Annotated in this window: 23 protein-coding genes and 1 pseudogene; 16 read left to right on the top strand and 8 right to left on the bottom strand. The window is 44.6% G+C overall.

Going from position 1 to position 25,401, the window contains the following annotated elements; translation table 11 throughout:
• Nucleotides 1-20: 20 nt before the first annotated feature.
• From SKC35_RS06470 to SKC35_RS06430, 9 genes and pseudogenes are all read left to right on the top strand, one after another.
• Nucleotides 21-356, top strand: a complete 336-nt coding sequence (locus SKC35_RS06470) for a helix-turn-helix domain-containing protein (RefSeq protein WP_130895532.1) — start codon at nt 21-23, stop codon at nt 354-356.
• 62 nt (nt 357-418) lie between these two features.
• Nucleotides 419-1,390, top strand: a complete 972-nt coding sequence (gene hemB / locus SKC35_RS06465) for a porphobilinogen synthase (protein WP_377978576.1) — start codon at nt 419-421, stop codon at nt 1,388-1,390.
• Nucleotides 1,391-1,403: 13 nt separating this feature from the next.
• Nucleotides 1,404-2,573, top strand: coding sequence for an AIR synthase related protein (locus SKC35_RS06460; protein WP_269006793.1), 1,170 nt, complete (start codon nt 1,404-1,406; stop codon nt 2,571-2,573).
• Between the two features lie 120 nt (nt 2,574-2,693).
• Nucleotides 2,694-3,008, top strand: coding sequence for a 50S ribosomal protein L21 (gene rplU, locus SKC35_RS06455; protein WP_130895529.1), 315 nt, complete (start codon nt 2,694-2,696; stop codon nt 3,006-3,008).
• Between the two features lie 45 nt (nt 3,009-3,053).
• Nucleotides 3,054-3,311: pseudogene (rpmA, locus tag SKC35_RS06450) on the top strand (50S ribosomal protein L27); the annotation flags it as partial.
• 311 nt (nt 3,312-3,622) lie between these two features.
• Nucleotides 3,623-4,216 (top strand): NifU family protein, encoded by a 594-nt coding sequence (locus tag SKC35_RS06445; RefSeq protein WP_377978575.1) that lies wholly within the window; start codon nt 3,623-3,625, stop codon nt 4,214-4,216.
• 528 nt (nt 4,217-4,744) lie between these two features.
• The gene (locus SKC35_RS06440; protein WP_377978574.1) at nt 4,745-5,995 is read left to right on the top strand and encodes a hypothetical protein; all 1,251 of its coding nucleotides are present in this window, start codon (nt 4,745-4,747) and stop codon (nt 5,993-5,995) included.
• Nucleotides 5,996-6,006: 11 nt separating this feature from the next.
• A complete protein-coding gene (locus SKC35_RS06435; protein ID WP_377978573.1) occupies nt 6,007-6,507 on the top strand; it encodes a hypothetical protein in 501 nt (166 codons plus the stop codon).
• A gap of 73 nt (nt 6,508-6,580) precedes the next feature.
• Nucleotides 6,581-7,090, top strand: coding sequence for a hypothetical protein (locus SKC35_RS06430; protein WP_377978572.1), 510 nt, complete (start codon nt 6,581-6,583; stop codon nt 7,088-7,090).
• A 167-nt stretch (nt 7,091-7,257) separates the two neighbouring features.
• Here the strand turns inward: SKC35_RS06430 and SKC35_RS06425 are convergent, their stop codons facing one another.
• Both SKC35_RS06425 and tpiA read right to left on the bottom strand, forming a co-directional pair.
• A complete protein-coding gene (locus tag SKC35_RS06425; protein WP_377978571.1) occupies nt 7,258-7,938 on the bottom strand; it encodes an HAD family hydrolase in 681 nt (226 codons plus the stop codon).
• 100 nt (nt 7,939-8,038) lie between these two features.
• Complete coding sequence (gene tpiA, locus SKC35_RS06420; RefSeq protein ID WP_377978570.1) at nt 8,039-8,800, bottom strand: triose-phosphate isomerase; 762 nt, start codon at nt 8,798-8,800, stop codon at nt 8,039-8,041.
• A gap of 135 nt (nt 8,801-8,935) precedes the next feature.
• Between tpiA and SKC35_RS06415 the strand changes: the two genes are divergently transcribed.
• The 6 genes from SKC35_RS06415 to SKC35_RS06390 are packed head-to-tail and all read left to right on the top strand — an operon-like array spanning nt 8,936 to nt 17,363.
• Complete coding sequence (locus SKC35_RS06415) at nt 8,936-12,049, top strand: glycoside hydrolase family 3 N-terminal domain-containing protein (protein ID WP_377978569.1); 3,114 nt, start codon at nt 8,936-8,938, stop codon at nt 12,047-12,049.
• Between the two features lies 1 nt (nt 12,050).
• A complete protein-coding gene (locus SKC35_RS06410; protein ID WP_377978568.1) occupies nt 12,051-12,941 on the top strand; it encodes a TIGR01777 family oxidoreductase in 891 nt (296 codons plus the stop codon).
• A complete protein-coding gene (locus SKC35_RS06405; RefSeq protein ID WP_130895520.1) occupies nt 12,934-13,515 on the top strand; it encodes an LOG family protein in 582 nt (193 codons plus the stop codon). The genes SKC35_RS06410 and SKC35_RS06405 overlap by 8 nt, the downstream gene beginning before the upstream one ends.
• The gene (locus SKC35_RS06400) at nt 13,512-15,224 is read left to right on the top strand and encodes an OmpA family protein (protein WP_377978567.1); all 1,713 of its coding nucleotides are present in this window, start codon (nt 13,512-13,514) and stop codon (nt 15,222-15,224) included. Before SKC35_RS06405 ends, SKC35_RS06400 begins: the two co-directional genes overlap by 4 nt.
• A gap of 1 nt (nt 15,225) precedes the next feature.
• Complete coding sequence (recJ, locus tag SKC35_RS06395; protein ID WP_377978566.1) at nt 15,226-16,962, top strand: single-stranded-DNA-specific exonuclease RecJ; 1,737 nt, start codon at nt 15,226-15,228, stop codon at nt 16,960-16,962.
• 35 nt (nt 16,963-16,997) lie between these two features.
• Nucleotides 16,998-17,363 carry a hypothetical protein gene (locus SKC35_RS06390; protein WP_269001369.1) on the top strand — a complete coding sequence of 122 codons (366 nt, stop codon included), beginning with the start codon at nt 16,998-17,000 and terminating at the stop codon, nt 17,361-17,363.
• Here SKC35_RS06390 and thrC read toward each other — a convergent pair.
• From thrC to SKC35_RS06370, 4 genes are read right to left on the bottom strand one after another with little or no spacing between them, the layout of a single operon-like run.
• Nucleotides 17,355-18,659 carry a threonine synthase gene (gene thrC / locus SKC35_RS06385; RefSeq protein ID WP_377978565.1) on the bottom strand — a complete coding sequence of 435 codons (1,305 nt, stop codon included), beginning with the start codon at nt 18,657-18,659 and terminating at the stop codon, nt 17,355-17,357. The two genes, SKC35_RS06390 and thrC, sit on opposite strands and share 9 nt — an antisense overlap.
• The gene (locus SKC35_RS06380; RefSeq protein WP_377978564.1) at nt 18,656-19,360 is read right to left on the bottom strand and encodes a 2-phosphosulfolactate phosphatase; all 705 of its coding nucleotides are present in this window, start codon (nt 19,358-19,360) and stop codon (nt 18,656-18,658) included. Before SKC35_RS06380 ends, thrC begins: the two co-directional genes overlap by 4 nt.
• Before the next feature lies 1 nt (nt 19,361).
• Nucleotides 19,362-20,447 carry a glycine cleavage system aminomethyltransferase GcvT gene (gene gcvT, locus SKC35_RS06375; protein ID WP_377978563.1) on the bottom strand — a complete coding sequence of 362 codons (1,086 nt, stop codon included), beginning with the start codon at nt 20,445-20,447 and terminating at the stop codon, nt 19,362-19,364.
• A 3-nt stretch (nt 20,448-20,450) separates the two neighbouring features.
• On the bottom strand, nt 20,451-21,446 hold the full coding sequence (locus tag SKC35_RS06370) for a M28 family peptidase (protein ID WP_377978562.1): 996 nt from the start codon (nt 21,444-21,446) through the stop codon (nt 20,451-20,453).
• A 105-nt stretch (nt 21,447-21,551) separates the two neighbouring features.
• On the opposite strand from SKC35_RS06370, the gene rnr reads away from it, so the two are divergent.
• Nucleotides 21,552-23,786, top strand: a complete 2,235-nt coding sequence (rnr, locus tag SKC35_RS06365; RefSeq protein WP_377978561.1) for a ribonuclease R — start codon at nt 21,552-21,554, stop codon at nt 23,784-23,786.
• Between the two features lie 208 nt (nt 23,787-23,994).
• Here the strand turns inward: rnr and SKC35_RS06360 are convergent, their stop codons facing one another.
• Both SKC35_RS06360 and SKC35_RS06355 read right to left on the bottom strand, forming a co-directional pair.
• The gene (locus tag SKC35_RS06360; protein WP_377978560.1) at nt 23,995-24,888 is read right to left on the bottom strand and encodes an aldo/keto reductase; all 894 of its coding nucleotides are present in this window, start codon (nt 24,886-24,888) and stop codon (nt 23,995-23,997) included.
• Nucleotides 24,885-25,394, bottom strand: coding sequence for a D-glycero-alpha-D-manno-heptose-1,7-bisphosphate 7-phosphatase (locus SKC35_RS06355; RefSeq protein ID WP_269001376.1), 510 nt, complete (start codon nt 25,392-25,394; stop codon nt 24,885-24,887). Before SKC35_RS06355 ends, SKC35_RS06360 begins: the two co-directional genes overlap by 4 nt.
• Nucleotides 25,395-25,401: the final 7 nt, after the last annotated feature.

The following is a 25,401-nucleotide window of genomic DNA, read 5'->3' as shown; positions in this document are numbered from 1 at the left end:
AGTTTTGGAATTTTACCGGAATGAAAGAATTTGCTACTTTAATTCGAAAAGCCCGGATAGATATAGGCTACAGCCAAGATTATGTATCCTCGGAATTAGGAATTACGGTATCTGCCTACTCTAAAATCGAACGTGGCCTGACGGACCCTTCCCTGAGTCGCATGAAGCAAATCGCAGGAATTTTAGAAGCAGATTTGTCGGTTCTTTTTAAGTCCAAAGACTATCCCCATTTCTCCGGCGTTGCCGATCCTGGTGGTTCCAATGAACCCGTTTTTCGCTATGAATTTGATGCTTGTGTAGGCTTAGTTCGAGACCTGCAAGAGCAATTGCGGAATTTGAACGATCGCCTCCTTTAATCCCCCTTTTTCATTGCGGAATCAGGGCTTATGCCTAAATTGCAGGTTCAAAATCAATTCCTATGTTGAATAGACCGCGTCGTAACCGTTCCAGTGCCGCTATCCGTACGATGGTGGAGGAAAATCGCCTTTCGGTGAAGGATTTACTTTTCCCTCTTTTTGTGATGGATGGTTCTGCCACGAAAACCGAAATCAAGTCGATGCCGGGCATTTACCGCTACACGACGGACCTTTTATTGAAAGAAATCGAGGAGTGTCTCAATCTAGGAATCACTTCTTACGCCCTTTTTCCCCAAGTAGCAGAGGACCGCAAGGATTCGCTAGCGACTGAATCGCACCGCCAAGGCAGTCTGTATTTAGAGGCCATTCACGCCGTGACGAGTCGTTTTCCGGAGATTTCGATGTTAACGGATGTGGCGATGGATCCCTACAGTTCGGATGGACACGACGGGATTGTACGCGGCGGCGAGATTTTGAATGACGAGACTTTAGAGGTGTTGGCCAAAATGACCGTAGCACAAGCCCAAGCCGGATCAAAACTGATCGGTCCATCGGATATGATGGATGGTCGCGTGGGTTATCTACGCGAATCGTTAGACGATGCTGGTTTCACGAATGTGGGCATTATGGCCTACAGCGCGAAATATGCGTCTGCTTTTTACGGACCTTTCCGCGATGCGTTAGAGTCTGCGCCTAAATTTGGCGATAAAAAGACCTACCAAATGAACCCCGCAAACAGCCGCGAAGCCCTTCGCGAGGCGGAATTAGATGAATTAGAAGGAGCAGATTTCTTGATGGTCAAACCGGCTTTGGCCTACTTAGACATCATTTCTTTACTCCGCGACAATACCAATTTACCGATCGCCGCCTACAACGTTTCAGGCGAGTACGCGATGGTCAAAGCAGCCGCAGCAAACGGCTGGATTGATGGCGAAAAAGCGATGTTAGAAAGCTTGCTTTCGATGAAGCGCGCCGGAGCCCAGGTCATTTTGACCTATTTTGCCAAAGAATTTGCCCAATTAAAAATATCCTAAAACTGATCCTACGATGTCGTCAGACCGTTACATGCAACGAGGTGTTTCTGCCTCGAAAGAAGATGTTCACAAAGCCATTGCGAACTTAGACAAAGGTCTTTTCCCGCAGGCATTCTGCAAAATCTCCCCAGATATCTTGGGCGGTGATGCGGACTATTGCAACATTATGCACGCGGATGGGGCGGGAACGAAGTCGTCTTTGGCCTACTTATACTGGAAGGAAACGGGTGACATCTCCGTCTGGCGAGGCATCGCACAAGACGCGGTGGTGATGAACACGGACGATTTAATCTGCGTGGGCGCGACAGACCAAATGTTGCTTTCCAGCACCATCGGCCGCAACAAAAACTTAATTCCAGGCGAGGTTATCGCCGAAATCATCAACGGAACCGAAGAAGTTTTACAAATGCTACGCGATAACGGCATCGGCATTTATTCCACTGGCGGTGAAACCGCAGACGTAGGTGATTTAGTGCGCACGATCATCGTGGACAGCACGGTTATCGGTCGTATGAAGCGCTCAGACGTCATTTCAAACGGCAATATCCAAGCAGGCGATGTGATCATCGGCTTAGCCTCTGACGGCCAAGCGAATTACGAAACGACTTACAATGGCGGAATGGGCAGCAATGGCTTGACTTCCGCACGTCACGACGTGTTAGGGAAATACCTAGCGAATAAATACCCAGAAAGCTTTGACCCATCTGTTCCTTCGGATTTAGTGTATTCCGGCTCTCGCAACTTAACGGAAGCGGTTCCCGGAACCCCGTTAAACGTAGGTCAATTGATCCTTTCCCCTACGCGTACCTACGCGCCAGTGGTGAAAGCTTTACTAACAGAATTACGTCCTCATTTGCACGGAATGGTGCATTGTTCCGGTGGAGCGCAGACAAAAGTGATGCACTTTGTGAACAATGTCCACGTGATTAAGGATAATTTGTTCTCGATTCCACCGCTGTTTGATTTGATCCAAAAAGAGAGCGGAACTAGCTTCAAAGAGATGTACCAAGTATTCAACATGGGCCATCGCTTAGAAGTCTATGCGAATCCAGCACACGCGGATGAAATCATCCGCATCTCCCAGTCCTTTGGTATTCCTGCCCAAATCGTGGGCCGCGTAGAAGCCTCAGCGACTAAGAAGCTGACCATCAGCAGCGAATACGGAGAATTTATTTATGAATAGTGTTTGCTATTAAGCGAATTAATTTTTAGATTTGCACCCCCATTTAAAAGGCTTTTAAAAGTTTTTCATTTGTCTTGAATCACTAGCCTCGTGGGATTGTTTCACTTAAATACAGTAAAAATGTACGCAATCGTAGAAATTGCCGGGCAGCAATTTAAAGTAGAAAAAGACCGTTCTGTATACACTCACCGTTTAGCGGGAGCAGAAGGCGCTGCACTGGTTATCGACAAGGTATTACTTGTTGACAATGACGGAAAGATTTCCGTAGGAGCTCCCACAGTAGCTGGAGCCACTGTTACAGCTAAAATTGTTGCACACGTTCGTGGCGAGAAAGTTTTAGTTTTCAAGAAAAAGCGTAGAAAGACCTACCAAAAAATGAATGGTCACCGTCAAGATTTGACGAAAGTATTGATTGAATCAATCAACCTAAAATAAGTCTTAAACTAAGCGATTCTTCGGAACGCATAAATAAATAATAACATGGCACATAAGAAAGGCGCCGGATCATCCAAAAACGGTCGCGAATCACATTCAAAACGATTAGGCGTTAAGTTATTTGGAGGTCAAGCAATCATTGCAGGAAATATCATCGTTCGTCAACGTGGTACTGCTCACAATCCTGGCTTAAACGTAGGAATCGGAAAAGATCACACATTATTCGCTTTGACGGATGGTGTTGTAAAGTTCCAAAAAGGTTTCAAAGGACGTTCATTCGTTCACGTTTTACCTATTTCAGCTAATGCAGCTCCTGCAGATGCACCAGCGAAAGCTCCGGCTAAGAAAGCAGCTCCAGCACCTAAAGCTGAGGCAGCAGTAGAAGCAGCTCCAGCAGCGGAGGCTCCAGCTAAGAAAGCTCCTGCGAAAAAAGCAGCAGCTCCAGCAGCAGAGAAAAAAGCACCAGCGAAGAAAGCAGCTAAGGCTGAGTAATTTCATTCGTTAGACATAGAAAACCCGGCATGAAAATGCCGGGTTTTTTTGTTTTTTGGAAACCAAATAGGCCGTACCTTTGTTCTAGATATTAAAATACCCCTCCCTTTAAATACTTTGGAATGAACACATCTTCAACTATACATATCTATACCGAATCGACCCCTAATCCACATTCCATGAAGTTCGTCTTCAATATGGAATTACTACCAGAAGGGATGTCATTCGATTACACCCAACCAGCCGACGGATTAACGAAGGAGAAAAACTCGCCTTTAGCGGTCGCTCTTTTTGGCTTTGATTTCGTATCCCGTGTTTTCATCACGAACAACTTCATCACCTTAACAAAATCCGAGTCAGTGGCTTGGGAAGATGAGTTATTCGGGATCAAGACCTATTTAAAGAAATATTTCGAGGAGAAGCAACCCGTTTTCTCTCTACCAGAAGCAACGATTGCTGACGACCAGTCTAACGACACGCCAGCCATCAAGCAAATCAAGCAAGCTCTAGACGAATACGTTCGCCCAGCAGTAGAATCCGACGGTGGTGCGATCACCTTCCACTCGTTTGACGAGACAACAGGCCAGGTAAAGGTTTTATTGCAAGGTTCTTGCTCTGGCTGCCCATCATCAACCATGACCCTAAAGCAAGGAATCGAAGCGTTATTAACGCGTATTGTTCCGGGTGTGAAGGAAGTAGTGGCGGAAGGGGTTTAAAAATCGCGAAGGCGATTTTTAGAGTATAGATTATAGAGTAGAGAGTAGAGATAGGAGTTGATAGTGCTGGGATTTGTTTATCTCTTCTCTATGCTCTCTAATCTCTACTCTTTTTTTAAAGAATAGAGCACAAAGCACAAAGAATAAAGTTGGAATAAAAAAAGGGGCCTCGGCCCCGTTTTTTATGGTTTATGAAATGCTTTAAACCATTTCACGAATGTTATCGCCGCAGGCGATGCTAACTCTGCTCTTTGAACCTAGCACTTTTTAAAAATACCAGATTACTGATATTCTACTTGCATTCTTTAGATTGTAATTGTTTCTTCAATTATTAAGGGTACTTTTAATCCAGTGGTGAAACTCAATTCAGAATAGACAACCACTTATTTTACTTCGTATTGTTGGATTTTTTCTGTTTCAATAATCCTGTTCTCCCCCATCATAATTTGTTTTAATCATCCTACTGATGGATGATCTCACCATTCTCTATTTTGGCCTGGCTAAGATCTAGATAAAACATCTTTTATTATGGAAAACAAAGTACCATTAACCTTAAGTGAATGTCGAGTTATTCATTTAACCCCCGAAGGTTTTTTCAAACTATTATTCGGATTATTCTCTCTCTTGTTGTTGAATTCATGTAGTAAGGAAGTTACATTGGATGAGGTAAGACCTTCTTCTGTTGAGACCATTTCTGAATTAAAAACGTGGGCAACAAAAAATGATAAGTTAAATCAGGCCAATTTGATTGAATGGAATAATTCTATTCCAATTATGCTGCCTGATAGTATTAAAGGATATGCTGCTCCTGTGAAGACAGCATCTGGATACAAAGAGTTTATTACTTTTGAGCTAGGAGGAAAAAGACATGGATGGTACAAGTCTTACAATAGATTAAATAGTACCGATATGCAAATCGTGATTCAGACGGCAGAGGGAAAAACGTTAAGATCTGGATTTATCCGAAAGAAAAGTGCGTCTACCCCTAAAGGAAAGGCTACACCGATGCGCGAAATGAATTTTGATACACCGATAGATTGGATGCTTATTGAAGAAATACTCGGCATTCTATTAGAAAACGTTACTATTAGTGCACCCAGATTAAACCAAGGAGGGGGTGGATTTTATTTTGGGAATACCAGATTCGACATGAATACTTTTAATTATTATTTTGAAGCGGGCTACTTTAATGCAGGAAATTATGGTGGGGGTAATTCTCCGTATAGTTTTGTTGATTATAATTACACAGAATTCGAAGACAACTTTACCAATCCATGTTTTTCAAAGGTTTTAACTAACTTAAAAACTCATAATTTTCATGGAGTAATAGGAGACATCATTAAAAATTTTGTCAATAGCCCTACTTTCAATTTAAAATTCTCAAATGAACCAGTAATTTGGAATGACGATAAAACACATAAATTGGATGGTGGTTACTATCCAAGTAGCAATACGATTAAGTTAAGTGAAAGTTCACTTTCTCAGGCATCACAGGAATATATCGCTGCAGTTATAATTCATGAAATATTGCATGCTAAAATTGGCAAAACTGAAAAAATCGACCACACGACCATGTTACGTGAATATATTAAACCAGCCAGTGAATTTTTGCATTCCATGTATAGTAATATTAGAGTAGATCAAGCAGAAACTATATTTATACGTGGAGTATCAAATAATGCTGATGGATACGGCAAAATCGTTTCTTTTCGAAGATCATTTGATATTGAAATAGAAGATGCGCTTTTGAAATTTTATTTTGGTCATTCTTGCAACTAAATTTTATTGTTATGAAAAAAATATTCTTATTATTTTTTGCAATGCTCTCATTTACAGCTTTCTCGCAAAAAAAAATCAAAATTTTACCAATTAATATTGAACGTGACAATTTATACGAGCACATTACCTCTGGTTTATTTATTGACTCTACTGATAAATTTCAATCAGGATGGCTATTTATCAAAGTTGAAAAAACGGGTAAAGTATCTGAAATCAAAGTAAATGGATTCTTTGATGAAAAATTTGTCAATGTTTTGAAATCTAATATTTACAACCCCAAAGCACCCTGGTTGAAAAAAAATAAAAAAAAATACCTATGGTATATTTTACCAATGCAATTCGGCCAAATACAATCTAATTATTCTCCTAAAGAGATACAGTTAAACGTTTTAACACATGACTACAACCTTAATGCTTTAGGAGAACTAATTGTGGAGGAACCAGGGCACGTTATTATTCTACATTCTCTTAAAAGATTAACTAATGAAAGAATGCAGGAGGTATATATGTGACCTTATCGCATCAAATTTTAAATATGAATTACAACATATAAGTAGGTTTAATTTAGAGAGATTCAGATACAAAATGAAATACACATTTATCACTTTTATGCTCTTATTTGCAACCATATGCCAGGCACAGAAAAGCAAATTAAATTATAAAAAAATATATGAACATGTTGAATCAGAAAAATTACGATCATTCTTGACAAAAGGGTTAATTATTGATTCTACAATAAAACTGCAATCAGCCTGGGTTGTAATTAAAGTTGAAAAAACAGGAAAAGTCACAAATCTTCATTTGGCAGGAGAACTTGAGGATAAATTTAAGAAAATTTTAGAAGCGAATGTTCATGACGCAAAAGCTCCTTGGCTGAAAAAGAATAGAAATAAATACTTGTGGTATATACTCCCAGTGTTATTTGGCCAAATTCAACCGAATTATAGACCTAAAGAACTTGAATTGGCAATACTAACCCAAGAGCACAATTTTAATGCATTAAGAGATTTTATGATGAAATACCCTGGACATGTTGTATTGATCCGCGCATACAAAAGTCTGACTAACAAGACCATGGAAGAAAGTTTTATGTGACTTCTGAAACTATAATGGCTGTTTAATCAATTGAAAGCACAAAGAATAAAGTTGGAATAAAAAACGGGGCCTTGGCCCCGTTTTTTATGTTTTATGAAATGCTTTAAAACATTTCACGAAGGTTATCGCCGCAGGCGATGCTAACTCTATTCTTTATTCTTTGTGCTTTATAAATAATTTAGCACCTCCCTCAACTCCTCCACCTCTCTAAAATTCTCATGCTCCACCTTGTGCGAAACCACCTCATGTGCCCAAGTCGTGTGATAAGGAACATGGATTCCGTGTCCACCAACTGCGAGTGCAGGTAGGATATCTGATTTCAATGAATTCCCAATCATTGTGAAATGTGCTGGATCGACATCGAGGTGTTTGATCAGTTTTAAATAATCGCTTTCTTGCTTATCCGACATGATTTCGATGTGGTGGAAATATTGCTCTAAGCCGGATTTAGCGAGTTTGCGTTGTTGATCTAATAGGTCACCTTTGGTGGCCACGACTAATCGGTATTTGCCTTGCAAGGATTGTAGAACTTCGACGACGCCTGGCAAAATTTCGATATCGCGCTCGAGTAATTCTTTGCCCAGGTTTAGAATTTTTTCGATTCCGTCTAGGCTCATCGTTCCGCCAGAAACTTGAATGGCCGTTTCGACCATGGAAAGCATAAATCCTTTGACCCCATAACCATAGAGTGCGAGGTTATTCATCTCGACTTTGAAAAGCTCTTGACCGGTGGTGTGGACGGGTAAATAGTCTTCTAAGAGCGCACAGAATTTATCTTCTGTCTCTCTAAAATAGGGTTCATTCACCCAAAGGGTGTCGTCTGCGTCGAATGCGATTACATGGTTCATGATGCTAAAATAAAAAAAGAGTAGAGATTATAGAGCATAGAGTAGAGATGGGTTAATCTCTATCTACAATCTATACTCTCTACTCTATTATCTCTAATTCTTAATAAGAAGTAGCAATCGTAATAAAATCAGCCGCAACTAGCGAAGCGCCACCGATTAAACCACCATCTACGTCTGGGCAAGCGAATAATTCTTTCGCGTTTTTCGCGTTGCAGCTTCCGCCGTAAAGGATAGAGATGCTGTCGGCTACGTTTTGGCCATATTTTTTAGCGATGTGTGCACGTAAAAAGGCGTGCATTTCTTGTGCTTGGTCTGAAGAAGCGGTTAAACCGGTTCCAATCGCCCAGATGGGTTCGTAAGCGATCACTACTTTGCTGAATTCCTCCGCTGAAAGGTGGAATAAGCTTTCTGTTAATTGTTGTGCTACGTGGCCTAAGAAATCTGCGCCTTCGCGTGTTTCTAAGCTTTCGCCGCAGCAGAATAAAGGCGTTAAGCCGTTTGCCAAAGCTGCGTCTGTTTTAGCCGCTAATTGCTCGTTTGTTTCTGCAAAGTATTGACGACGCTCAGAGTGTCCTAAGATGACATATTGTACGCCAGCAGAAGCTAACATGGGAGCAGATATCTCTCCTGTGTAAGCGCCAGAGGCTTTTTCGTGGCAGTTTTGGGCTGCAACGGCTAAATTTGGAATGCCCTCAATCACTTGATTTACACCTGTTAAATACAAAGCCGGGGTCGACATAATCACCTGAACATCCGCGGAAACGCTAGACTTCACTAATTCTGCTACTTCAGTAGCCAAAACGAATGCTTCTTGCGCCGTTTTGTTCATTTTCCAGTTACCTGCAACAATTTTTTTTCTCATACGTTCATCATTTAAGTCCTAAAATTACGAATGCTTTCGTTGGAATGAAAATTAGCACGAAAAATTAGGGCGGATATTTCAGAAGATTCCCACATTTAGCGTATTTTCACACCTTATATGAATGTTAACCTTGCTATGAAAAAAATCAGCACCGGATTACTGCTTTTCCTTTTAAGTTTCCAGGCCTTTTCACAGGATTTATTCCCACATACCCAGCAAAAATGGGTGGATTCCGTTTTCAATTCCTTGAGTGTAGACGAGAAAATCGGTCAACTATTGATGCCCCGTGGAAATGTGGCGGATACCTATGACACGACGCGTTTGTATTCGATTGTGAAAGACTACCATGTGGGAGGCTTCGTGCTGTTTAAAGGACACCCGGTGAAGCAGGCGCTGTTAGTGAATGAGTTACAACATAGAACGAAGGTTCCGCTGTTTATCGGGATGGATTTAGAGTGGGGATTGGCGATGCGTTTGGATTCGACGTTTCGTTTTCCATACCAAATGACTTTAGGTGCGATGCAAGGGAATACGGCTTTGATCGAGAAGATGGGCCTGCAAATAGGGGAGCAATGTAGACGAATGGGCGTGCACATTAATTATGCGCCAGTGGTGGATGTGAACAATAATCCGTTGAACCCGGTGATTAATTTCCGCTCGTTTGGGGAGAATCGGGAGGATGTGACGGCGAAGTCTTTGGCCTATATGAGAGGGCTCCAAAAAGCCGGAATCATTACTTCAGCGAAACATTTTCCAGGCCACGGCGATACAGGCGTGGATTCTCATTTTGATATTCCGGTCTTGAATCACTCGCGTGCGCGCTTGGATAGTTTGGAATTGTACCCGTATCGAGAATTGATCTCGAATGGCTTGCAGGGCGTGATGGTGGCTCACCTGAATTTGCCCGCGTTAGATACGACGAAATCTTTAGCCTCGACACTTTCGAAACCGATTGTGACTGGTTTATTGCGCGATGAATTGAAATTTAAAGGCCTCGTGTTTACGGATGCGATGGACATGAAAGGGGCGACGAAGATGTTCCCAGAAGGCACGGCGAACGTGAAGGCGATCCTTGCCGGTAATGATATTTTAGAAACATTTGTGGATGTTCCGGCGGCTTTTGATGCCATTAAGAAGGCGTTAACGGACGGCGAAATCTCGCAAGAGGATATCGATCAGCGGGTTAAACGTATTTTACATGCCAAAGCCTGGGCGGGACTTGCCCACTACGAACCGATCGTCGTGGAGAACTTACTCAAGGATTTGAATCCGATTAAGAGTGAAGTGTTGAACCGCGAATTAGCAGAGAAGACGATCACGTTAATCAAGAATCCGGGCGAGTTAGTTCCCATCAAAGCGTTGGATAAAACACGTATTGCGACCCTAGCGATCGGGAAACCATCTTACGGCTCTGCATTTCCTACGGAGTTCCAAAAAATGGCCAACAACTACGTCGAAATGCCTCATTTCTATGTAGATGAAACGAGCGCGGATACGACGATTACACGTATCGAAAATACCTTGAAAAACTACGATGTGGTGTTGATGGGGATTCACAGCATTTCGATTCGCCCGGCGAATAATTACAGTTTGAAGCCGGCAATCAAGGCTTTGGTGAACCGTTTTGCCACGCCTAAAACAGTGGCGATTCACTTTGCAAACGTGAATACGTTGACACAATTTGACAGTTTGAAGAACGCTGGAGCTTTGATGACGGCCTATCAGGATGGGATAACGCAGCAGGAAGCGGCGGCGGAGATTGTTTTTGGGGCGATTCCGGCGACGGGGAAATTACCGGTTAGTTTGAATGCGACTTACAAGCAGGGGATGGGTTTGACGACGACTTCGTTAGCGCGTTTGCAATACAATTTACTTCCGGAAGCGGTGGGCATTTCGTCTGCCTACTTAAACGCGAAAGTGGATTCGATGGCGAAATTAGCGATCGCGGTGAAGGGCGCTCCGGGTGTGGTGGTGTTGATTGCCAAAGAAGGGAAGGTCATTTACCACAAAGCTTTTGGCAACCAGATATACGAAACGACAGTTCCACTGAAGACTTCCGATATCTTCGATTTAGCTTCTATTACCAAGATTTCCACCTCCGTTCCGGCCTTGATGAAATGGCAGGATGAAGGTAAATTCTCTTTGAAAACGACGATGGGACAACTCGTTCCTTCTTTTGCTAAATCGAATAAATCAGGACTTTTATACGAAGATGTGTTAACACACCAGGCTCGCTTGAAGGCTTGGATTCCGTTCTGGATGGACTATATCGATAGTACCGATATGATTTTCCACAGCAAGAAATTCCAAGCTAAATACACGCAGGACGATGTGAAGTACAAATACATTGAACGTTTCTTGAGCCCAGCTTCTGGGGAAGCGCGTTTGAAGAAAAATATTACCGACCAAAAAGCGATGTGGAAAGAATTCGTTGATATCACGAAAGACGTGACGCGTTGGAAGCCATTTACCTTATCTTATGCGCAATCCGAGGAATACCCCACGCAGGTGGCGCCTACTTTATGGGCACACAAGACCTTGAAAGAGCAGATTATGACGGCGATTAAAGAGAGTCCGTTGCGCGAGAAGAAGGAATATGTGTACTCTGATTTATCGTATTATTTATTGCCATCAGAGTCGCCGCGTATGACCGGAAAGCCTTGGACGGACTTTTTAGCAGATTCGTTTTACAAACCTTTAGGAGCATCGACTTTAGTTTATCAAGCAGAGAAACATTTCCCATTAGCACGCATTGTGCCATCTGAATATGATTCATTATTCCGCAAGACCTTGATTCACGGAAAGGTGCACGATGAGGGTGCTGCCTTATTGGATGGCATTTCAGGTCACGCGGGCTTGTTTGGGAATGCGAATGACTTAGCGAAATTAATGCAGATGTACCTCCAAAAAGGCTATTACGGTGGCCAGCAATTCATTCAAGAATCGACGATCAAACAGTGGACTTCGTATCCATTTAGTGCGGCGGAAAATGCACGTCGCGGGGTAGGATTTGACAAAGTGGATCGCAACAAGGCGGGTATTTCTGCGGCGGCTTCGGCGAGTCCGGAGAGCTTTGGTCACTCGGGTTTCACGGGAACCTATACGTGGATTGATCCTACGCAGGATTTAGTCTACGTCTTCTTATCGAATCGAGTGTATCCGACGCGGAATAATTCCAAAATTTCGGATATGAACATTCGCACAGGAATCAATGAAGTGATTTACCAAGCGATTAAAAAAGGAAACTAAAATGCGCATTCTCATCACGGGGGGTACAGGTTTTGTGGGTGGTGCTCTGAAGCAATTTTTACTTGCTCAGGGTCACGAGGTGGTGATTTTATCGCGATCTGGCGGAGACTTCCAATGGGATGTTTCCTATGGCTACATCGACCCAGCGGCTTTCGAAGGCGTAGATGCGATTGTGCATTTAGCCGGAGCGGGCATTGCAGACGAACGCTGGTCTGCCGCGCGCAAAAGAGAATTGATCAACAGCCGAGTGCGCAGCACCGCGGTTTTATATCAGGCCTTATCAACGATTCCTCATTCCATTAAGACCGTCGTTTCTGCTTCCGCCATCGGCTTTTACGGAGCTGATACCGGCGAGAAGGACTGTGTGGAAACATCTCCTGCAGGCTTGGATTTTCTAGCGGATTGTACCAAACAATGGGAAGAGGCGGTTGACCAAATCGCCACGGTAGGTATTCGCCTTGCTAAAGTCCGCATCGGCTTAGTAATGGGCGCTAATGGCGGAATATTTCCCGTTATTTCGAAACCGATTCGGTATTACGTAGGAGCTAATTTAGGTTCGGGAAAGCAATGGCAATCCTGGATTCACATTAACGACCTAGTGAGAATTTTTAACGAGTTATTGATAAATTCGAGCCTTTCAGGTGTCTATAATGGCGTAGCTCCGGAGCCTATTAGGGCAGGAGAAATGAATAAACAAATTGCCAAAGCATTACACAGACCCTTCTTCTTACCCGCTATTCCAGGGTTTTTACTTCGCCTGGTTTTAGGGGAGATGGCGTGTTTAGTGCTGGGAGGTAGCCGTGTGTCTTCGGCCAAATTAGAAAAAGACGCAGCCTTTTCCTTTACCTTTGTCCGCTTCGAGGAAGCATTAAAAGAACTAGTACATGTCTAAAAAAATATTGATTTATTGTGGGTCTTCGAAAGGCCATAATCCGGTTTATGCGGAGCAGGTAGTGAAATTAGCGCAGGCCTTACACGCACACGGTTGCCAGGTGATTTTTGGAGCTGGAAGTGTAGGTTTGATGGGTGTTTTAGCCGATGAGTTTTTGCGCTTGGGCGGACACGCTATCGGTGTGATTCCTCAATTCATGGAACCATGGGAAGTGAAACACAAGGGTTTGCCAGAACTGCATGTGACGGATACGATGCACACGCGTAAGGCTTTGATGGCCGATATGGCGGATGGTGTGATTGCGATGCCAGGAGGCTTTGGGACTTTGGACGAATTGTTCGAAATCTTAACCTGGAAGCAATTGGACCTACATGAGATGCCGGTTTCGGTATTTAATATCAATGGCTATTTTGACCACCAATTGAAGCAAATTCAACACATGGTGGACGAAGGATTCTTGAAGCAACCAAATATGGATGCCCTGCAAGTGGAATCAGATCCAGAAAAATTAGCGGATTGGATCATGGCGTATGAGCCAGAGAAGATGGAGAAGAAGTGGATTTACGTGGGATGAGAAAGCTGTTGTTCTTCTTGATGATGTCGGGATTTCTGATGGCCCAAAAAGCCCCGGAGAACTTAGGTTCTGCCGTGAATTCAGAATTTTCGGAGCTAAATCCGGTGATTTCGCCGGATGGAAGAACACTGTATTTTGGACGTAAAAACCACCCAGCTAATCGCTATGGAGTGAAAGGATCTGAGACGATTTCAGGTTCACAGGATATTTGGTTCTCCGAAAAAGTAGGGGATACCTGGAGCACCGCAAGACGACTTTCCGAGGTCTTAAATCGCGATCAGTACAACACCATTTTATCGATTTCCCCAGACGGCCAAACGATTCTCCTGAAAGGGGCTTATGTCAATGGCGCCTACGAAACACGTGGTTTCTCCATCTCGAATAAAACGACCGCCGGCTGGACCGTTCCCGTTAAAGTTGACATCCCGGGCTACGAACAAATGAGCAAAGGGAAGAATGAATACGGTTATTTGACGATGGATGGGAAGGCGATTTTACTGGCTTTTGCCCGCAAGAAAAACAGCGAAGACGACGATTTATACATCAGCTTTTTTGAGGAGGGCCGCTGGACGCGCCCGCTCGAATTAGGCGAACAAATTAATACGAAATACTCGGAGACCACCCCCTTTTTATCAGCCGATGGAAAGACACTTTATTTTTCATCCGATCGTCCGGGAGGCCAAGGAAGTCAAGATATCTACCTGACACGTCGTTTAGACGATACGTGGCAACACTGGCGCAAACCTCAAAACCTAGGTTCCCCCATCAACACCGATGAATACGACGCGTATTATTCCATCGCGGCAAAGGGCGATTATGCTTATTTTATGTCTGGGAAGGGGTCGCTAGGGAAGAAGGATATATTTAGGTTAGCTATCGAGAGTCCGGAGTCCGCAGGGACTGAGGTACTGAGTCCGAAGGCCGAAGGGAAAGAGTCCGGGGTTAGTCCGGAGGGAACGAGTCCGAAGTCCGGAGGAAAAGAGTCCGGTGGAAAAATTGGCAATGCGCCAGCGGATGCCGCTATGGCGGATAGCCGTTTCGGGTCATCATCCACCCGCTCCGTGACTTCCCAAGAGTCAGATCCAGTCATTTTATTGTCTGGAACGGTACTTAATCAGCAAACGGGTAAAGTGCCGGAGGATGCTTCGGTGACATACGAAGACCTGTCGAATGGAAAAGTATTGGGTCAGGCGAAGCCAGATCCGACCACGGGTAAATATAAATTAGTCCTTCCTTATGGAAAGAATTATGGAATTACGGCGAAGGCTAAAGGTTTGATTCCCACTTCCACTAACCTCGATTTGACTACAGCGCGTGGGCGTTATTTGGAATTAGATGACCGCGATCTGTCGATGGTACCACTCGTAAAAGGGAATACGGCGACGATTAATAACTTGTTCTTTGACCTGGGTAAGGCGACTTTGAAGCCTGAATCGGAGCCTGAATTGAAGCGGATTCTACAGGTGATGAACGAGAATAAGAACTTAGTGATTGAGATCAGTGGGCACACGGATAACACGGGATCGGACGAGATCAATAATAAATTGTCATTAGAGCGGGCGAATGCGGTGAAGGAAAACCTACTGAAAGGGGGAATTGATCAAGCGAGAATTAAAACGAAAGGCTATGGTAAGTCGAAACCCAAGGCGGATAATGCCACCGAGGAAGGACGCCAAATCAACCGCCGCGTAGAAATAGAAATTTTATAAGATGGAGCCAAAAAAGAATTGGAAATACGTGCCCGCACCGCCGGCAGCGGAGGTGGAGGCATTAGGTGAGGCTTTGGGCTTAAAGAATCCGTATTTTTTGTCCTTACTCGTATCGCGAGGGATCAAGACTTTCCAAGAAGTAAAGGACTTCATGGTTCCAGAAATCAGTCAGCTGCACGACCCTTTCCTGATGAAGGATATGGACAAAGCGGTGGAGCGCCTTGGACTTGCCCTAGAATCTGGAGAGAAAATCCTGATTTATGGTGATTATGACGTGGACGGTACGACGGCGGTAACGTTAGTCTACAGTTATCTCGCAGGTATTTTAGGTGCGGATTGTGACTACTATATCCCGGATCGCTATGCGGAAGGCTATGGCGTATCGCAGGCAGGTATTCAATATGCGAAAGACAATGATTATACCTTAATCATCTCTCTCGATTGCGGTATCAAAGCCCACGAACGTGTGGCTTGGTGCAACGAAAACGGAATCGATTTTATCATCTGTGATCACCACTTACCAGAGGCCACGATTCCAGATGCGGTCGCGGTATTAGATCCTAAAAGAAAAGATTGTCCTTATCCCTTCAAAGAATTAACGGGCGCTGGTGTCGGCTTCAAATTGATGATGGCTTTTGCCATTGCGAATGATCTAGAACTCGATCCTTTGTGGGAATCAATAGATCTTCTAGCCTGCAGTATCGCAGCGGACATTGTGCCCATGAATGGGGAGAACCGGGTGTTGGCCTTTTTTGGCCTGGCTAAATTGGGTTCCAATCCAAGTCCCGGACTCGCCTATCTATTGAAAAAGGCGAAGAAAAAAGCGCCAATTCAAATCTCAGATATTGTCTTCTCTATTTCCCCCATTATCAATGCAGCGGGTCGAATGGACCACGCTCACGGAGCGGTAAAATTAATGTTAGCCGCTGATGATCAGGAGGCGGAGGCGCTGGCGGAGGCAGTGATTCAACAGAATTTGGATCGCCGTGTAGTGGAGAAGGAGATTGTGGCGCAGGCTTTGGCGATGTTTGAAGGGAATGATTTTCTACTCTCAGCACGCAGCACCGTATTATTTAATCCGGCCTGGCATAAAGGCGTGGTGGGTATCGTGGCCAGCAAGATTCAAGACCAATATTTCAGACCCACGATTATTTTAACGGAATCACACGGTCAATTAGTGGGTTCTGCTCGGTCTGTTCGAGGTTTTGATGTACACCACGCTTTGGAGGAATGCGCGGATTTATTAGAGCAATTCGGAGGGCACACGCATGCGGCAGGTTTGCATTTGAAACCGGAGAATTTGCAGGCATTCATTGAGAAGTTTGAGCGTATTGCGCAGGAAGGTTTAGCGAATATCTCGCTGAAAGCGGATTTGCCGGTCGATATTCAGATTCCTTTAGAGGCTTTGAGTCTGTCGTTTTACGATAAACTCTTAGTTCGTCTATCTCCATACGGCCCAGGAAATATGCTCCCTAACTTTGTTTCAGGACCAGTTTTTGTAACGAAAAGTCCTTTTGTCATGAAGGAAGAGCATCTGAAAATTTACGTGGGTTCTACGCCAGATGAGCGGTGCCTTGAGGTAGTAGGCTTTGGAATGAAAGCGGATTTTTATGACGGATTATGCGCCGCTTATGAGCAGCGGTTACCCATCAAATTGGTTTACCATCTGGAAGTGAATGAATATTTAGGCAATCGCACGGTACAATTACGGGCGCTAGATTTTGCATCTTTTAATTAAAAATTATAATTTTAACCATAACCAAAAAACTACATATGAAAAAAGTACTCGACTTATTGCCTTCAGTTCTCGTGGGAGCCTTGTTCTTATTCGGAGGATTGAACTTCTTCTTTAATTTCGTTGCACAGCCACCTATGACTGGAGATCCAGGTGTATTCATGGGTGTATTGTTCTCTTCAGGAATTTTGAAGGTTATCAAAGTATTAGAAGTAATCGGAGGAGCCTTGATCTTATTCCCGGGCAAACGCGCCTTAGGACTAACGATTTTAGCCCCAATTTCAGTGAACATCTTGTTATTCGAATTGTGCTTAGCGCATCAACCTGGTGTGGGTATCGCTTTAATGGTATTATCAGCGATTATCGCTTACCAAGAAAGAGAAAAATTCAAGGCGCTATTGTAATAAATAAGCTTTGAAATCAGCGAAGTCCGTCCCCATGGGGATGGACTTTTTTGTTTTATCCAAAAGCTCCGCTAAGCGAGCAGGCACCGGAACGGAAACGCCTAATGTCCCTTCCACGGTAGGTAAGAACTTCGCGTAATGGGCGGTAGACAATAGAATTCCCGTGATTTCGCCCGGATATTCATCGGCATATTGTTGCAAACCATCGTAGGCAACAGCTGTGTGTGGACACATCACATAACCGGTGCGTGCGAACACGTCAGCCATAATTTCTTGCGTTTTCTGGTCGTTTGTATAATAGCCTTTGATGATCTCGCGCACTTGAGACCATTCGTCACCTGCTAGTAAACGCATGCGAATGAAGTTTGAAGGGCTACCTACATCCATCGCATTCGACAATGTTTCAACAGAGGCAACCGGATTATATGCGCCAGTGCGTAAATAATCAGCCACCGGATGGTTCTCATTACAAGAAGCAACGAATGCTTTTACCGGAAGACCCATTCGGTAGGCCATTAATCCAGCGCTTAGGTTTCCAAAATTTCCAGATGGCACACTAAATACCACCGGGGCATTCAAACCTTTCTTTTTCGCTTGCGCGTAGGCTGCGAAGTAGTAGAAGGACTGTGGAATTAAGCGAGAAATATTGATGGAATTAGCAGACGCTAAATCGAAAGCCGCGCGTAGTTCCTCGTCGAGGAAGGCTTGCTTGACTAATCTTTGGCAATCATCAAACGTGCCATCAATTTCTAATGCGGTCACATTTCCGCCCAACGTCGTTAGTTGTTTCTCCTGAATAACGGATACCTTTCCAGTAGGATATAAAATCGTCACCGAGATGCCTGGAGTGTTGAAAAAACCCTGCGCTACCGCACCACCCGTGTCTCCAGAAGTGGCCACTAAAATGCGGATTTCGCGCTTCGATTTCAACAAATAATGGGACATAATCGCCGCCATGAAGCGCGCGCCAAAATCCTTAAACGCCATCGATGGCCCGTGGAATAATTCCAAAACCTCCGTGCCCGGCTCTAAGGAAACGATAGGCGCCTCGAAAGTCATCGATTGATCGATGATCTTCTTGATCTCCGCAGACGTTAGGCTATCCCCGAGCAAATTTTCACACACCGCGATCGCCATTTCTGGCAAGCTGCGGTACTGAATCGTTTCGAAAAACGAAGCTGGCAAAGGTTTAATTTCTGTAGGCATATACAAGCCATTGTCCGGGGGAAGACCACGGAAAATAGCCTCTTCTAGGCTTACATTAGGGCTTTTGTGTTCAGTGCTATATAATATCATACTAATCTTAGGGCATCTCCCTCCAGTGTAGGAAGTACGGAATACCGATCAAATTCAAGGCAAAACGCGATATCTTTTTCAATCCCTAAACCTAATAAGCGGTTCACGTGGGACGAATTCTTTACCGCCGTTAATAGATCATTAGAGGCTACATTGTATTGTTTCCAGGCCATCAAAGCCGCATCATCTGCCGCCTCGTATTCGCCCGTCAAGGCATCAATTAAAGCACCCGCGAACAAGGTGTCTTCTAAATTTGGTTTCCCTTTCCAGCCAGCACAAACGACTAAGGCATTTCCGTTCCAGGCTTTTAAAGCGTCCGCCACTCGGGAAATATTCAAGAATGCTCCCACATACACCGCAGGTGCGCTACTCGACCGACGAATTGCCACGGTACCGTTCGTGGTGGTGACGCAAATTTTGGCCCCTTTCACCTTCTCTACTTGATAAGAAAAAGGAGAATTGTCAAAGTCGAATCCCGCTGGGGTAATCCCGTTGCGTTCCGCCGCCGTCAAATACCCTTTTGCGCCATATTGCTGGCACAATTCAACCTCTTCCACTGGAACAATCTCCGCGGCACCGCTCGCAAAAGCAGTTACCATGCAGGAAGTCGCACGGAAAATATCCACCACAACTACCGCTAAGGCCGATAAATCATATAAATGGATCAAGTCCGGCGATAAACAGACGTCGATTTTCTTCATTTTATAAGAAAGGTAATTTGACGATTTCGGCTTTGATGGCTTTGTCACGGATCGAGATAAAGATCTCTGTTCCTGTGTGTTTTGTGCTCACATAACCCATTCCGATTCCTTTTGAAAGGGATGGAGATTGTGTGCCCGAAGTTACTTCGCCAATTGTCTCGCCTGCCGCGTTTAAAATCGGGTAATGTTGGCGAGGAATTCCGCGCTCAATCATTTCGAAGCCTACTAATTTTTTCGAAGGACCATTCGCCTTGATGGCGGCGTGGTGGTCTTTCATAATGAAATCTTTGTTAAATGACGTGATCCAGCCTAAGCCAGCCTCGATCGGCGACGTCGTGTCATCGATGTCGTGTCCGTATAAGCAATAGCCTTTTTCGGTACGAAGCGTATCGCGCGCACCTAAACCGATTGGTTTGATGTCGAATTCTGCACCTGCTTCGAAGATCGCGTTCCACATCGCTAACGCGTTTTCGTTTTTCACGTAAATCTCGAATCCTCCCGCGCCGGTATAGCCCGTGTTCGAGATGATGATGTCAGATAAACCGGCCATTTCACCTATTTTGAAGGTGTAATACGGCATGTCTGCTAAGGTAACAGACGTTAATTTTTGTAGTGCCAAAATCGCCTTCGGCCCCTGCACCGCTAATAAACTATATTCGTCGCTGCGATTCACCATCTCCACCCCGAAGGAATTGTGTGAGGAAATCCAGTTCCAGTCTTTCTCAATGTTCGATGCGTTCACGACCAAGATGTACTCGTTAGCGTTCACGCGGTAGACTAATAAGTCATCGACGATACCTCCCTCATTATTTGGCAAACAGCTGTATTGCACTTTCCCGTCCACTAATTTAGACGCGTCGTTCGAAGTCACGTATTGGATAAAGTCCAAAACGCGGTCCCCTTTCAAGAAGAATTCACCCATGTGACTCACGTCGAAAACACCTACCGAATTGCGCACAGCTAGGTGCTCTTCGATCAGGTTCGTGTACAATACGGGCATGTTAAAGCCAGCAAAGGGCACCATTTTAGCGCCTAGCGATACGTGAAGGTCATTTAAATGGACCTGTTGTAAGTTTGTTTCTTCCATGGATTATTCTCGGTATAGAACCTGTAAAAGTGTTTGGCCGACCGCTTTAAGGGTCGATTTGTCGATGTTAGCTAAATTATCTGCATGCGTGTGGTGGAAGCTTCCAAACTCGAAGCCGCCATTCGACGCGCGTAAATCAATTAAATCAATCATTTGGATTTTGGCAACCTCATTTACCGCCGTATGGTCATCTGAAATCCCGAAGGCATCCTGATCCACGAACAGATGACTGTATCCTAAATCCGCCGCCGTCGCCCAAACCGAGCGCACAATTCCCGGCGCATATTGCATCGAAGTCCCCTCGTGCGGGAACATCGCGCCTTTTCCACCCACCATATCTAATAAGATACCATAGTAGGGGCGGTAGTTCGCTGGAACCAAATTCGCAGCCCAGTGCTGTGACCCTAAAGCCCAGCTATTCGGCTTGTGTTCGCCCGTATAATCTTCCGGCTCCCCGTGATCTTCTAAGTCAAAAAGGACGATATCAACCCCCACCGCGGGTTTCGTCTTAGCCTCGTGCAAATTGCGCGCGATTTCTAACAAGACCCCCACACCACTCGCACCATCATTTGCCGCATCGATCGGTTCGTTTTTACGCACTGAATCTTTGTCCGCAATACTGCGTGCATCCCAATGGGACGACAACAAAATACGTTTAGCGATGGCTGGTTGGAATTGAGCGATGATGTTCGTGCCTTGTAATTTCTGGCCGTCGTAGCGGAAAGCCGTAAAAGGCTGTTCCGTCACGGTCCAGCCGTAGGATCGTAATTTGGAAACTAAAAATTGTAAAGTATTTTGACTCGCCTCAGAGCCCGGAACACGCGGGCCAAAAGCCACTTGTTGCGCAATAAATTGATAGGCAGAATCCGCCTTGAAATCAGGCGTTTCTACTAGGTTAACTTCAGCAGCTGGCACCTCCGCAGCTGGCTTCCAAACAAAGTAAGCGCCAGTCAGGGCGAAAACAAGCAGTAAAAAGAGGGCAATGCGGGAACGGTTCATCTAAGAAATGCTGAAAAACAAGCTCAAAGATAGCAATACAATGCCGAATTAGGAATTAAGAAATCAATAATGTGTACCTTGCAGGATAATTTGAATTGAAATACCATGCCTTCTCCTAAGGAACTGAAATTTTTGAGCGGCTTAAAAGCTGAAATATTGGAGTTTTTTGAATTGAACGACTACCGTTCGTATTCTTTGAACCAATTACACAAGGCTTTTGCTATCCGCGATCGCAAGACGAAGGAGATTTATTCTGACCTTGTTGGTAAGTTGATTGCTGAAAATCGATTAATCAAGAATGAGGAGGGGAATATTCGCTTTGATAACGAATCTTTCCAGGTGACGGGTCGCGTGGATCACGTGAATGCGCGTTTTGCGTTCGTGATTCCGGAAGATGGGGCGAAGGATATTTGGGTGGCTACAGGCGATTTAAATAATGCCAAAGACGGGGATAAAGTCATCGTCCAAGCACGTCGCCCATCAGAAAAAAGAAAAAATGACCGTCCGGAAGGAGAGGTCGTACAAATATTGGAACGTCGTTCCGCTGAATTAGTGGGTGTCATTCAAGTGACTCCGCACTACTCATTTTTAATCCCCGATTCGAAGAAAATCTACGAAGATGTCTACTTGCCTAAGTTCGAAATCAAGGACGCTAAGCACTTAGATAAAGTAATCGTAGAAGTAACTCGCTGGGGAACAGACGGTAAAAAGGCCGAAGGTCGTGTCATCAAAGTGCTCGGTAAAGCCGGAGAAAACGATACGGAAATGCACTCGATTTTAGCGGAATACGGCTTGCCCTACGACTTCCCTGAAGAAGTAGAAAAAGCTGCTGCCTCGATCTTGGTGCAGATTCCTGCCACTGAAATCAAGAAGCGCAAGGACATGCGTAACGTCTTAACTTTCACGATCGACCCGATCGATGCGAAGGATTTTGACGATGCCATCTCTTACCAAAAACTAAAGAACGGCAACACCGAAATCGGTGTCCACATCGCGGACGTTTCCCACTATGTTAAACCCGGCAGTGTACTCGATATTGAGGCCTATAAGCGTGCTACTTCGGTTTACTTAGTAGACCGCGTGGTGCCTATGTTGCCGGAAAAACTATCGAACGGACTTTGTTCCCTTCGTCCAAACGAAGATAAACTAACCTTCTCCGCCGTTTTCGAACTAGACGCGAACGACACGATTGTGAAAGAGTGGTTTGGCCGCACGGTTATTCACTCAGACCGCCGTTTCGCTTACGAGCAGGCGCAAGAATTAATCGAAAATGATTCCGATGACAGCTATGTGCCCGTTATTCGGGATTTGAATCGCATTGCGAAAAGTTACCGCGCTAGACGTTTCGAGCACGGCTCCGTGAACTTCGAAACAGCCGAAGTCCGCTTTGAATTAGACGCGGATGGCAAGCCTATCGGCGTTTTTCCACGCGAGCGGAAGGATGCGCACAAGTTGATTGAGGAGTTTATGCTTTTGGCTAACAAAAGAGTCGCTGAATTCGTCTTCAACAAGAAAAAAGACGAGCCTCGCAATACAATGGTGTACCGTATCCACGAAGCACCGGATCCAGAAAAATTGCAGGTATTCTCGTCGTTCGCGAAGAAATTTGGCTACCAAGTAACGACTGATCCACAGCACGTCAGCAAATCGTTCAATGCCTTGATGGAAAACATCGAGGGCAAGGGCGAGGAGCATGTATTGCAGAGTTTAGCGGTGCGTACGATGTCTAAAGCCCGTTATAGCACCGATCCTGTCGGTCACTTCGGCCTTGCGTTCCCGTTCTATTCACACTTCACCAGCCCGATCCGTCGTTACCCAGACGTGATGACGCATCGCCTGTTGCAACATTATTTAGACGGCGGCACTCCAGCGGAGCGCGCCCCATTAGAAATCCAATGTAAGCACAGCTCAGACCGCGAAAAACTCGCTTCTGATGCAGAACGCGCTTCCATCAAGTACAAGCAAGTGGAATACATGAGCTTGCACGAACCACAAGTTTTCGACGGTATCATCACGGGTGTTACCGAGTTTGGAATCTTCGTAGAGATCGGAGAAACTTCATGCGAAGGCCTTGTGCGTATGGTCGACTTGAATGATGACTTCTACGATTTAGATAAAAACAATTACCGCATCGTGGGTAAATCGAATGGCCGTGTCTTCACCTTTGGAGATAAGGTTCAGGTGAAAGTCCGCGACACGAACTTAGCGAAACGCACGATCGACCTCGAATTAATTGGTATGCGCTCTGGCCTAGTAGGCAAATTCGCAAACAACCGTTCTCGTAAGAGAGAAGCTCCGAGGGGAGGAAGGGTGATTCCGAAAGGCAAAAGGAGAAGATAATTTTATATTTCATTCAAAATTGTGCTGCGCAATAATTTTCGAATGAAACATAAAATTTCTCTCTCTCTCTTATAATAGGCGTAGACTTAGAATAAAAAAAGGCTTCAATTCGAAGCCTTTTTTTATATATTAAGAGATTTTTATCTATACTCTCTACTCTATTATCTCTACTCTATTATCTATCCACTCTACTCTATTATCTCAACTCTCAGTCCAGCACCGAAGGTGCAGGACGACTCGTATTATACAACTCATACCAATCCTGGTGATCCATCTCGATGTCGAATGCGTCCACGATGTTTTGGATACGATTCTCTTCTAAAGTGCCGATTAATGGTAAAGCGCCTAATTTGATTAACCAAGCCACAGCGACTGATTCGATATTGCTATCGTATTTTGTAGCCATCTCATTCAATTTCTTGCGCAATTTCAAAGCTTGCTCGTCCGTTCCATGCTCGATGCGACCACCGGCTAGTGGCGAAACCGCTAAAGGGCGCATGTATTTTTGCTTGATGTAATCTACGATTCCGTTATCTAATGCGCTTGTGTTTAACAAGTTCAAGTCGATGTGGTTAGAAACAACTGGAATGTTCAAGAAAGAAACTAACAATTGGTGTTGGTAAACCGAGAAGTTCGAAACACCGATGTTTTTCACCTTGCCGGAGCTCTTTAGCTTTTCTAATGCGAGCGCCGTTGTTTCAATATCTGATAAAGGATCTAATTGGTCTAATAAAAACACGTCCAAATAGTCCGTCTGCAAGTTGCGAAGCGAGTTTTCGACAGACGCCGTGATGTGGGCTGATGAGGTATTTACATGTGCTACGCGAATGTCTGGTCTGGCAGGGGATGGAATGTTAACTCCACATTTGGAGAACAAAACAATGTCAGAACGCTGAATGGATTTTTTTGCCAAAAGCTCTCCAAAAGTCTTTTCCGCCGTGTATTCGCCATAACGATCCGAATGGTCAAAGGTGTTAATGCCTTTGTCTAAACAGAAATGTACGATTTCGTCCATTTTCTTGTCGTCTTTTTCCCAACGCCAAAAGCCGTAGATGGCTGGTGAAACTTTGGGGCCGGCGTCACTTAGGTATACTTTTTTCATCCTACAATTATTTTAGAAGCGGCTAATAAATCATCCACTAAATGCGTGGCTTTGGTTTCTGTTCCAGCAGGCGCTAAACGAATGGTCCGCAAACCCGCTCGTGTTCCCGCTGTAATATCGCGCTCGTGGTCGCCCACCATCCAAGAGGCATCCATATCGATGTCGTATTTCGCAGCGGCTTTCTCAATCATCAATGATCCGGGTTTACGCGTCAGCGAATGACTGTCAAAATTCTCGTGGTAAGGGCAGAAGTAGATGTCATCTAATTTCACTCCCGTTCCCTCTTGGATCGCATCGTGAATTAAGTACACGTCTTCACGTTTATAAACGCCTTTTGCAATACCGCTTTGGTTCGTAATAATAATCAACAAATACCCCGCGTCCTTAAGAGCCTGTAAGCCTTCTTTCACGCCGGGTGGGATCACAAAATGGCCTAAATGGTATACGTAATCAACGCGATCCACATTTAGAACGCCATCGCGATCTAAGAAAATACACTTATTCATTCAATTT

It is taken from the genome of Aquirufa originis, from assembly GCF_042714495.1.
Classification (GTDB): domain Bacteria; phylum Bacteroidota; class Bacteroidia; order Cytophagales; family Spirosomataceae; genus Aquirufa; species Aquirufa originis.
Note: the sequence above shows the minus strand (reverse complement) of the source record. Positions and strands in the feature narration are given on the sequence as shown.

Excerpts from the sequence above, each read along its gene's own strand:
- SKC35_RS06380 (WP_377978564.1), bottom strand. The coding sequence starts at position 19,360 with ATGAAGAAAATCGACGTCTGTTTATCGCCGGACTTGATCCATTTATAT.
- SKC35_RS06470 (WP_130895532.1), top strand. The coding sequence starts at position 21 with ATGAAAGAATTTGCTACTTTAATTCGAAAAGCCCGGATAGATATAGGC.
- rnr (WP_377978561.1), top strand. The coding sequence starts at position 21,552 with ATGCCTTCTCCTAAGGAACTGAAATTTTTGAGCGGCTTAAAAGCTGAA.
- hemB (WP_377978576.1), top strand. The coding sequence starts at position 419 with ATGTTGAATAGACCGCGTCGTAACCGTTCCAGTGCCGCTATCCGTACG.
- tpiA (WP_377978570.1), bottom strand. The coding sequence starts at position 8,800 with ATGAGAAAAAAAATTGTTGCAGGTAACTGGAAAATGAACAAAACGGCG.
- SKC35_RS06440 (WP_377978574.1), top strand. The coding sequence starts at position 4,745 with ATGGAAAACAAAGTACCATTAACCTTAAGTGAATGTCGAGTTATTCAT.
- SKC35_RS06410 (WP_377978568.1), top strand. The coding sequence starts at position 12,051 with ATGCGCATTCTCATCACGGGGGGTACAGGTTTTGTGGGTGGTGCTCTG.
- SKC35_RS06445 (WP_377978575.1), top strand. The coding sequence starts at position 3,623 with ATGAACACATCTTCAACTATACATATCTATACCGAATCGACCCCTAAT.
- SKC35_RS06425 (WP_377978571.1), bottom strand. The coding sequence starts at position 7,938 with ATGAACCATGTAATCGCATTCGACGCAGACGACACCCTTTGGGTGAAT.
- SKC35_RS06400 (WP_377978567.1), top strand. The coding sequence starts at position 13,512 with ATGAGAAAGCTGTTGTTCTTCTTGATGATGTCGGGATTTCTGATGGCC.
- SKC35_RS06360 (WP_377978560.1), bottom strand. The coding sequence starts at position 24,888 with ATGAAAAAAGTATACCTAAGTGACGCCGGCCCCAAAGTTTCACCAGCC.
- thrC (WP_377978565.1), bottom strand. The coding sequence starts at position 18,659 with ATGATATTATATAGCACTGAACACAAAAGCCCTAATGTAAGCCTAGAA.
- SKC35_RS06405 (WP_130895520.1), top strand. The coding sequence starts at position 12,934 with ATGTCTAAAAAAATATTGATTTATTGTGGGTCTTCGAAAGGCCATAAT.
- SKC35_RS06370 (WP_377978562.1), bottom strand. The coding sequence starts at position 21,446 with ATGAACCGTTCCCGCATTGCCCTCTTTTTACTGCTTGTTTTCGCCCTG.
- rplU (WP_130895529.1), top strand. The coding sequence starts at position 2,694 with ATGTACGCAATCGTAGAAATTGCCGGGCAGCAATTTAAAGTAGAAAAA.
- recJ (WP_377978566.1), top strand. The coding sequence starts at position 15,226 with ATGGAGCCAAAAAAGAATTGGAAATACGTGCCCGCACCGCCGGCAGCG.
- SKC35_RS06355 (WP_269001376.1), bottom strand. The coding sequence starts at position 25,394 with ATGAATAAGTGTATTTTCTTAGATCGCGATGGCGTTCTAAATGTGGAT.
- SKC35_RS06430 (WP_377978572.1), top strand. The coding sequence starts at position 6,581 with ATGAAATACACATTTATCACTTTTATGCTCTTATTTGCAACCATATGC.
- SKC35_RS06460 (WP_269006793.1), top strand. The coding sequence starts at position 1,404 with ATGTCGTCAGACCGTTACATGCAACGAGGTGTTTCTGCCTCGAAAGAA.
- SKC35_RS06435 (WP_377978573.1), top strand. The coding sequence starts at position 6,007 with ATGAAAAAAATATTCTTATTATTTTTTGCAATGCTCTCATTTACAGCT.
- gcvT (WP_377978563.1), bottom strand. The coding sequence starts at position 20,447 with ATGGAAGAAACAAACTTACAACAGGTCCATTTAAATGACCTTCACGTA.
- SKC35_RS06390 (WP_269001369.1), top strand. The coding sequence starts at position 16,998 with ATGAAAAAAGTACTCGACTTATTGCCTTCAGTTCTCGTGGGAGCCTTG.
- SKC35_RS06415 (WP_377978569.1), top strand. The coding sequence starts at position 8,936 with ATGAAAAAAATCAGCACCGGATTACTGCTTTTCCTTTTAAGTTTCCAG.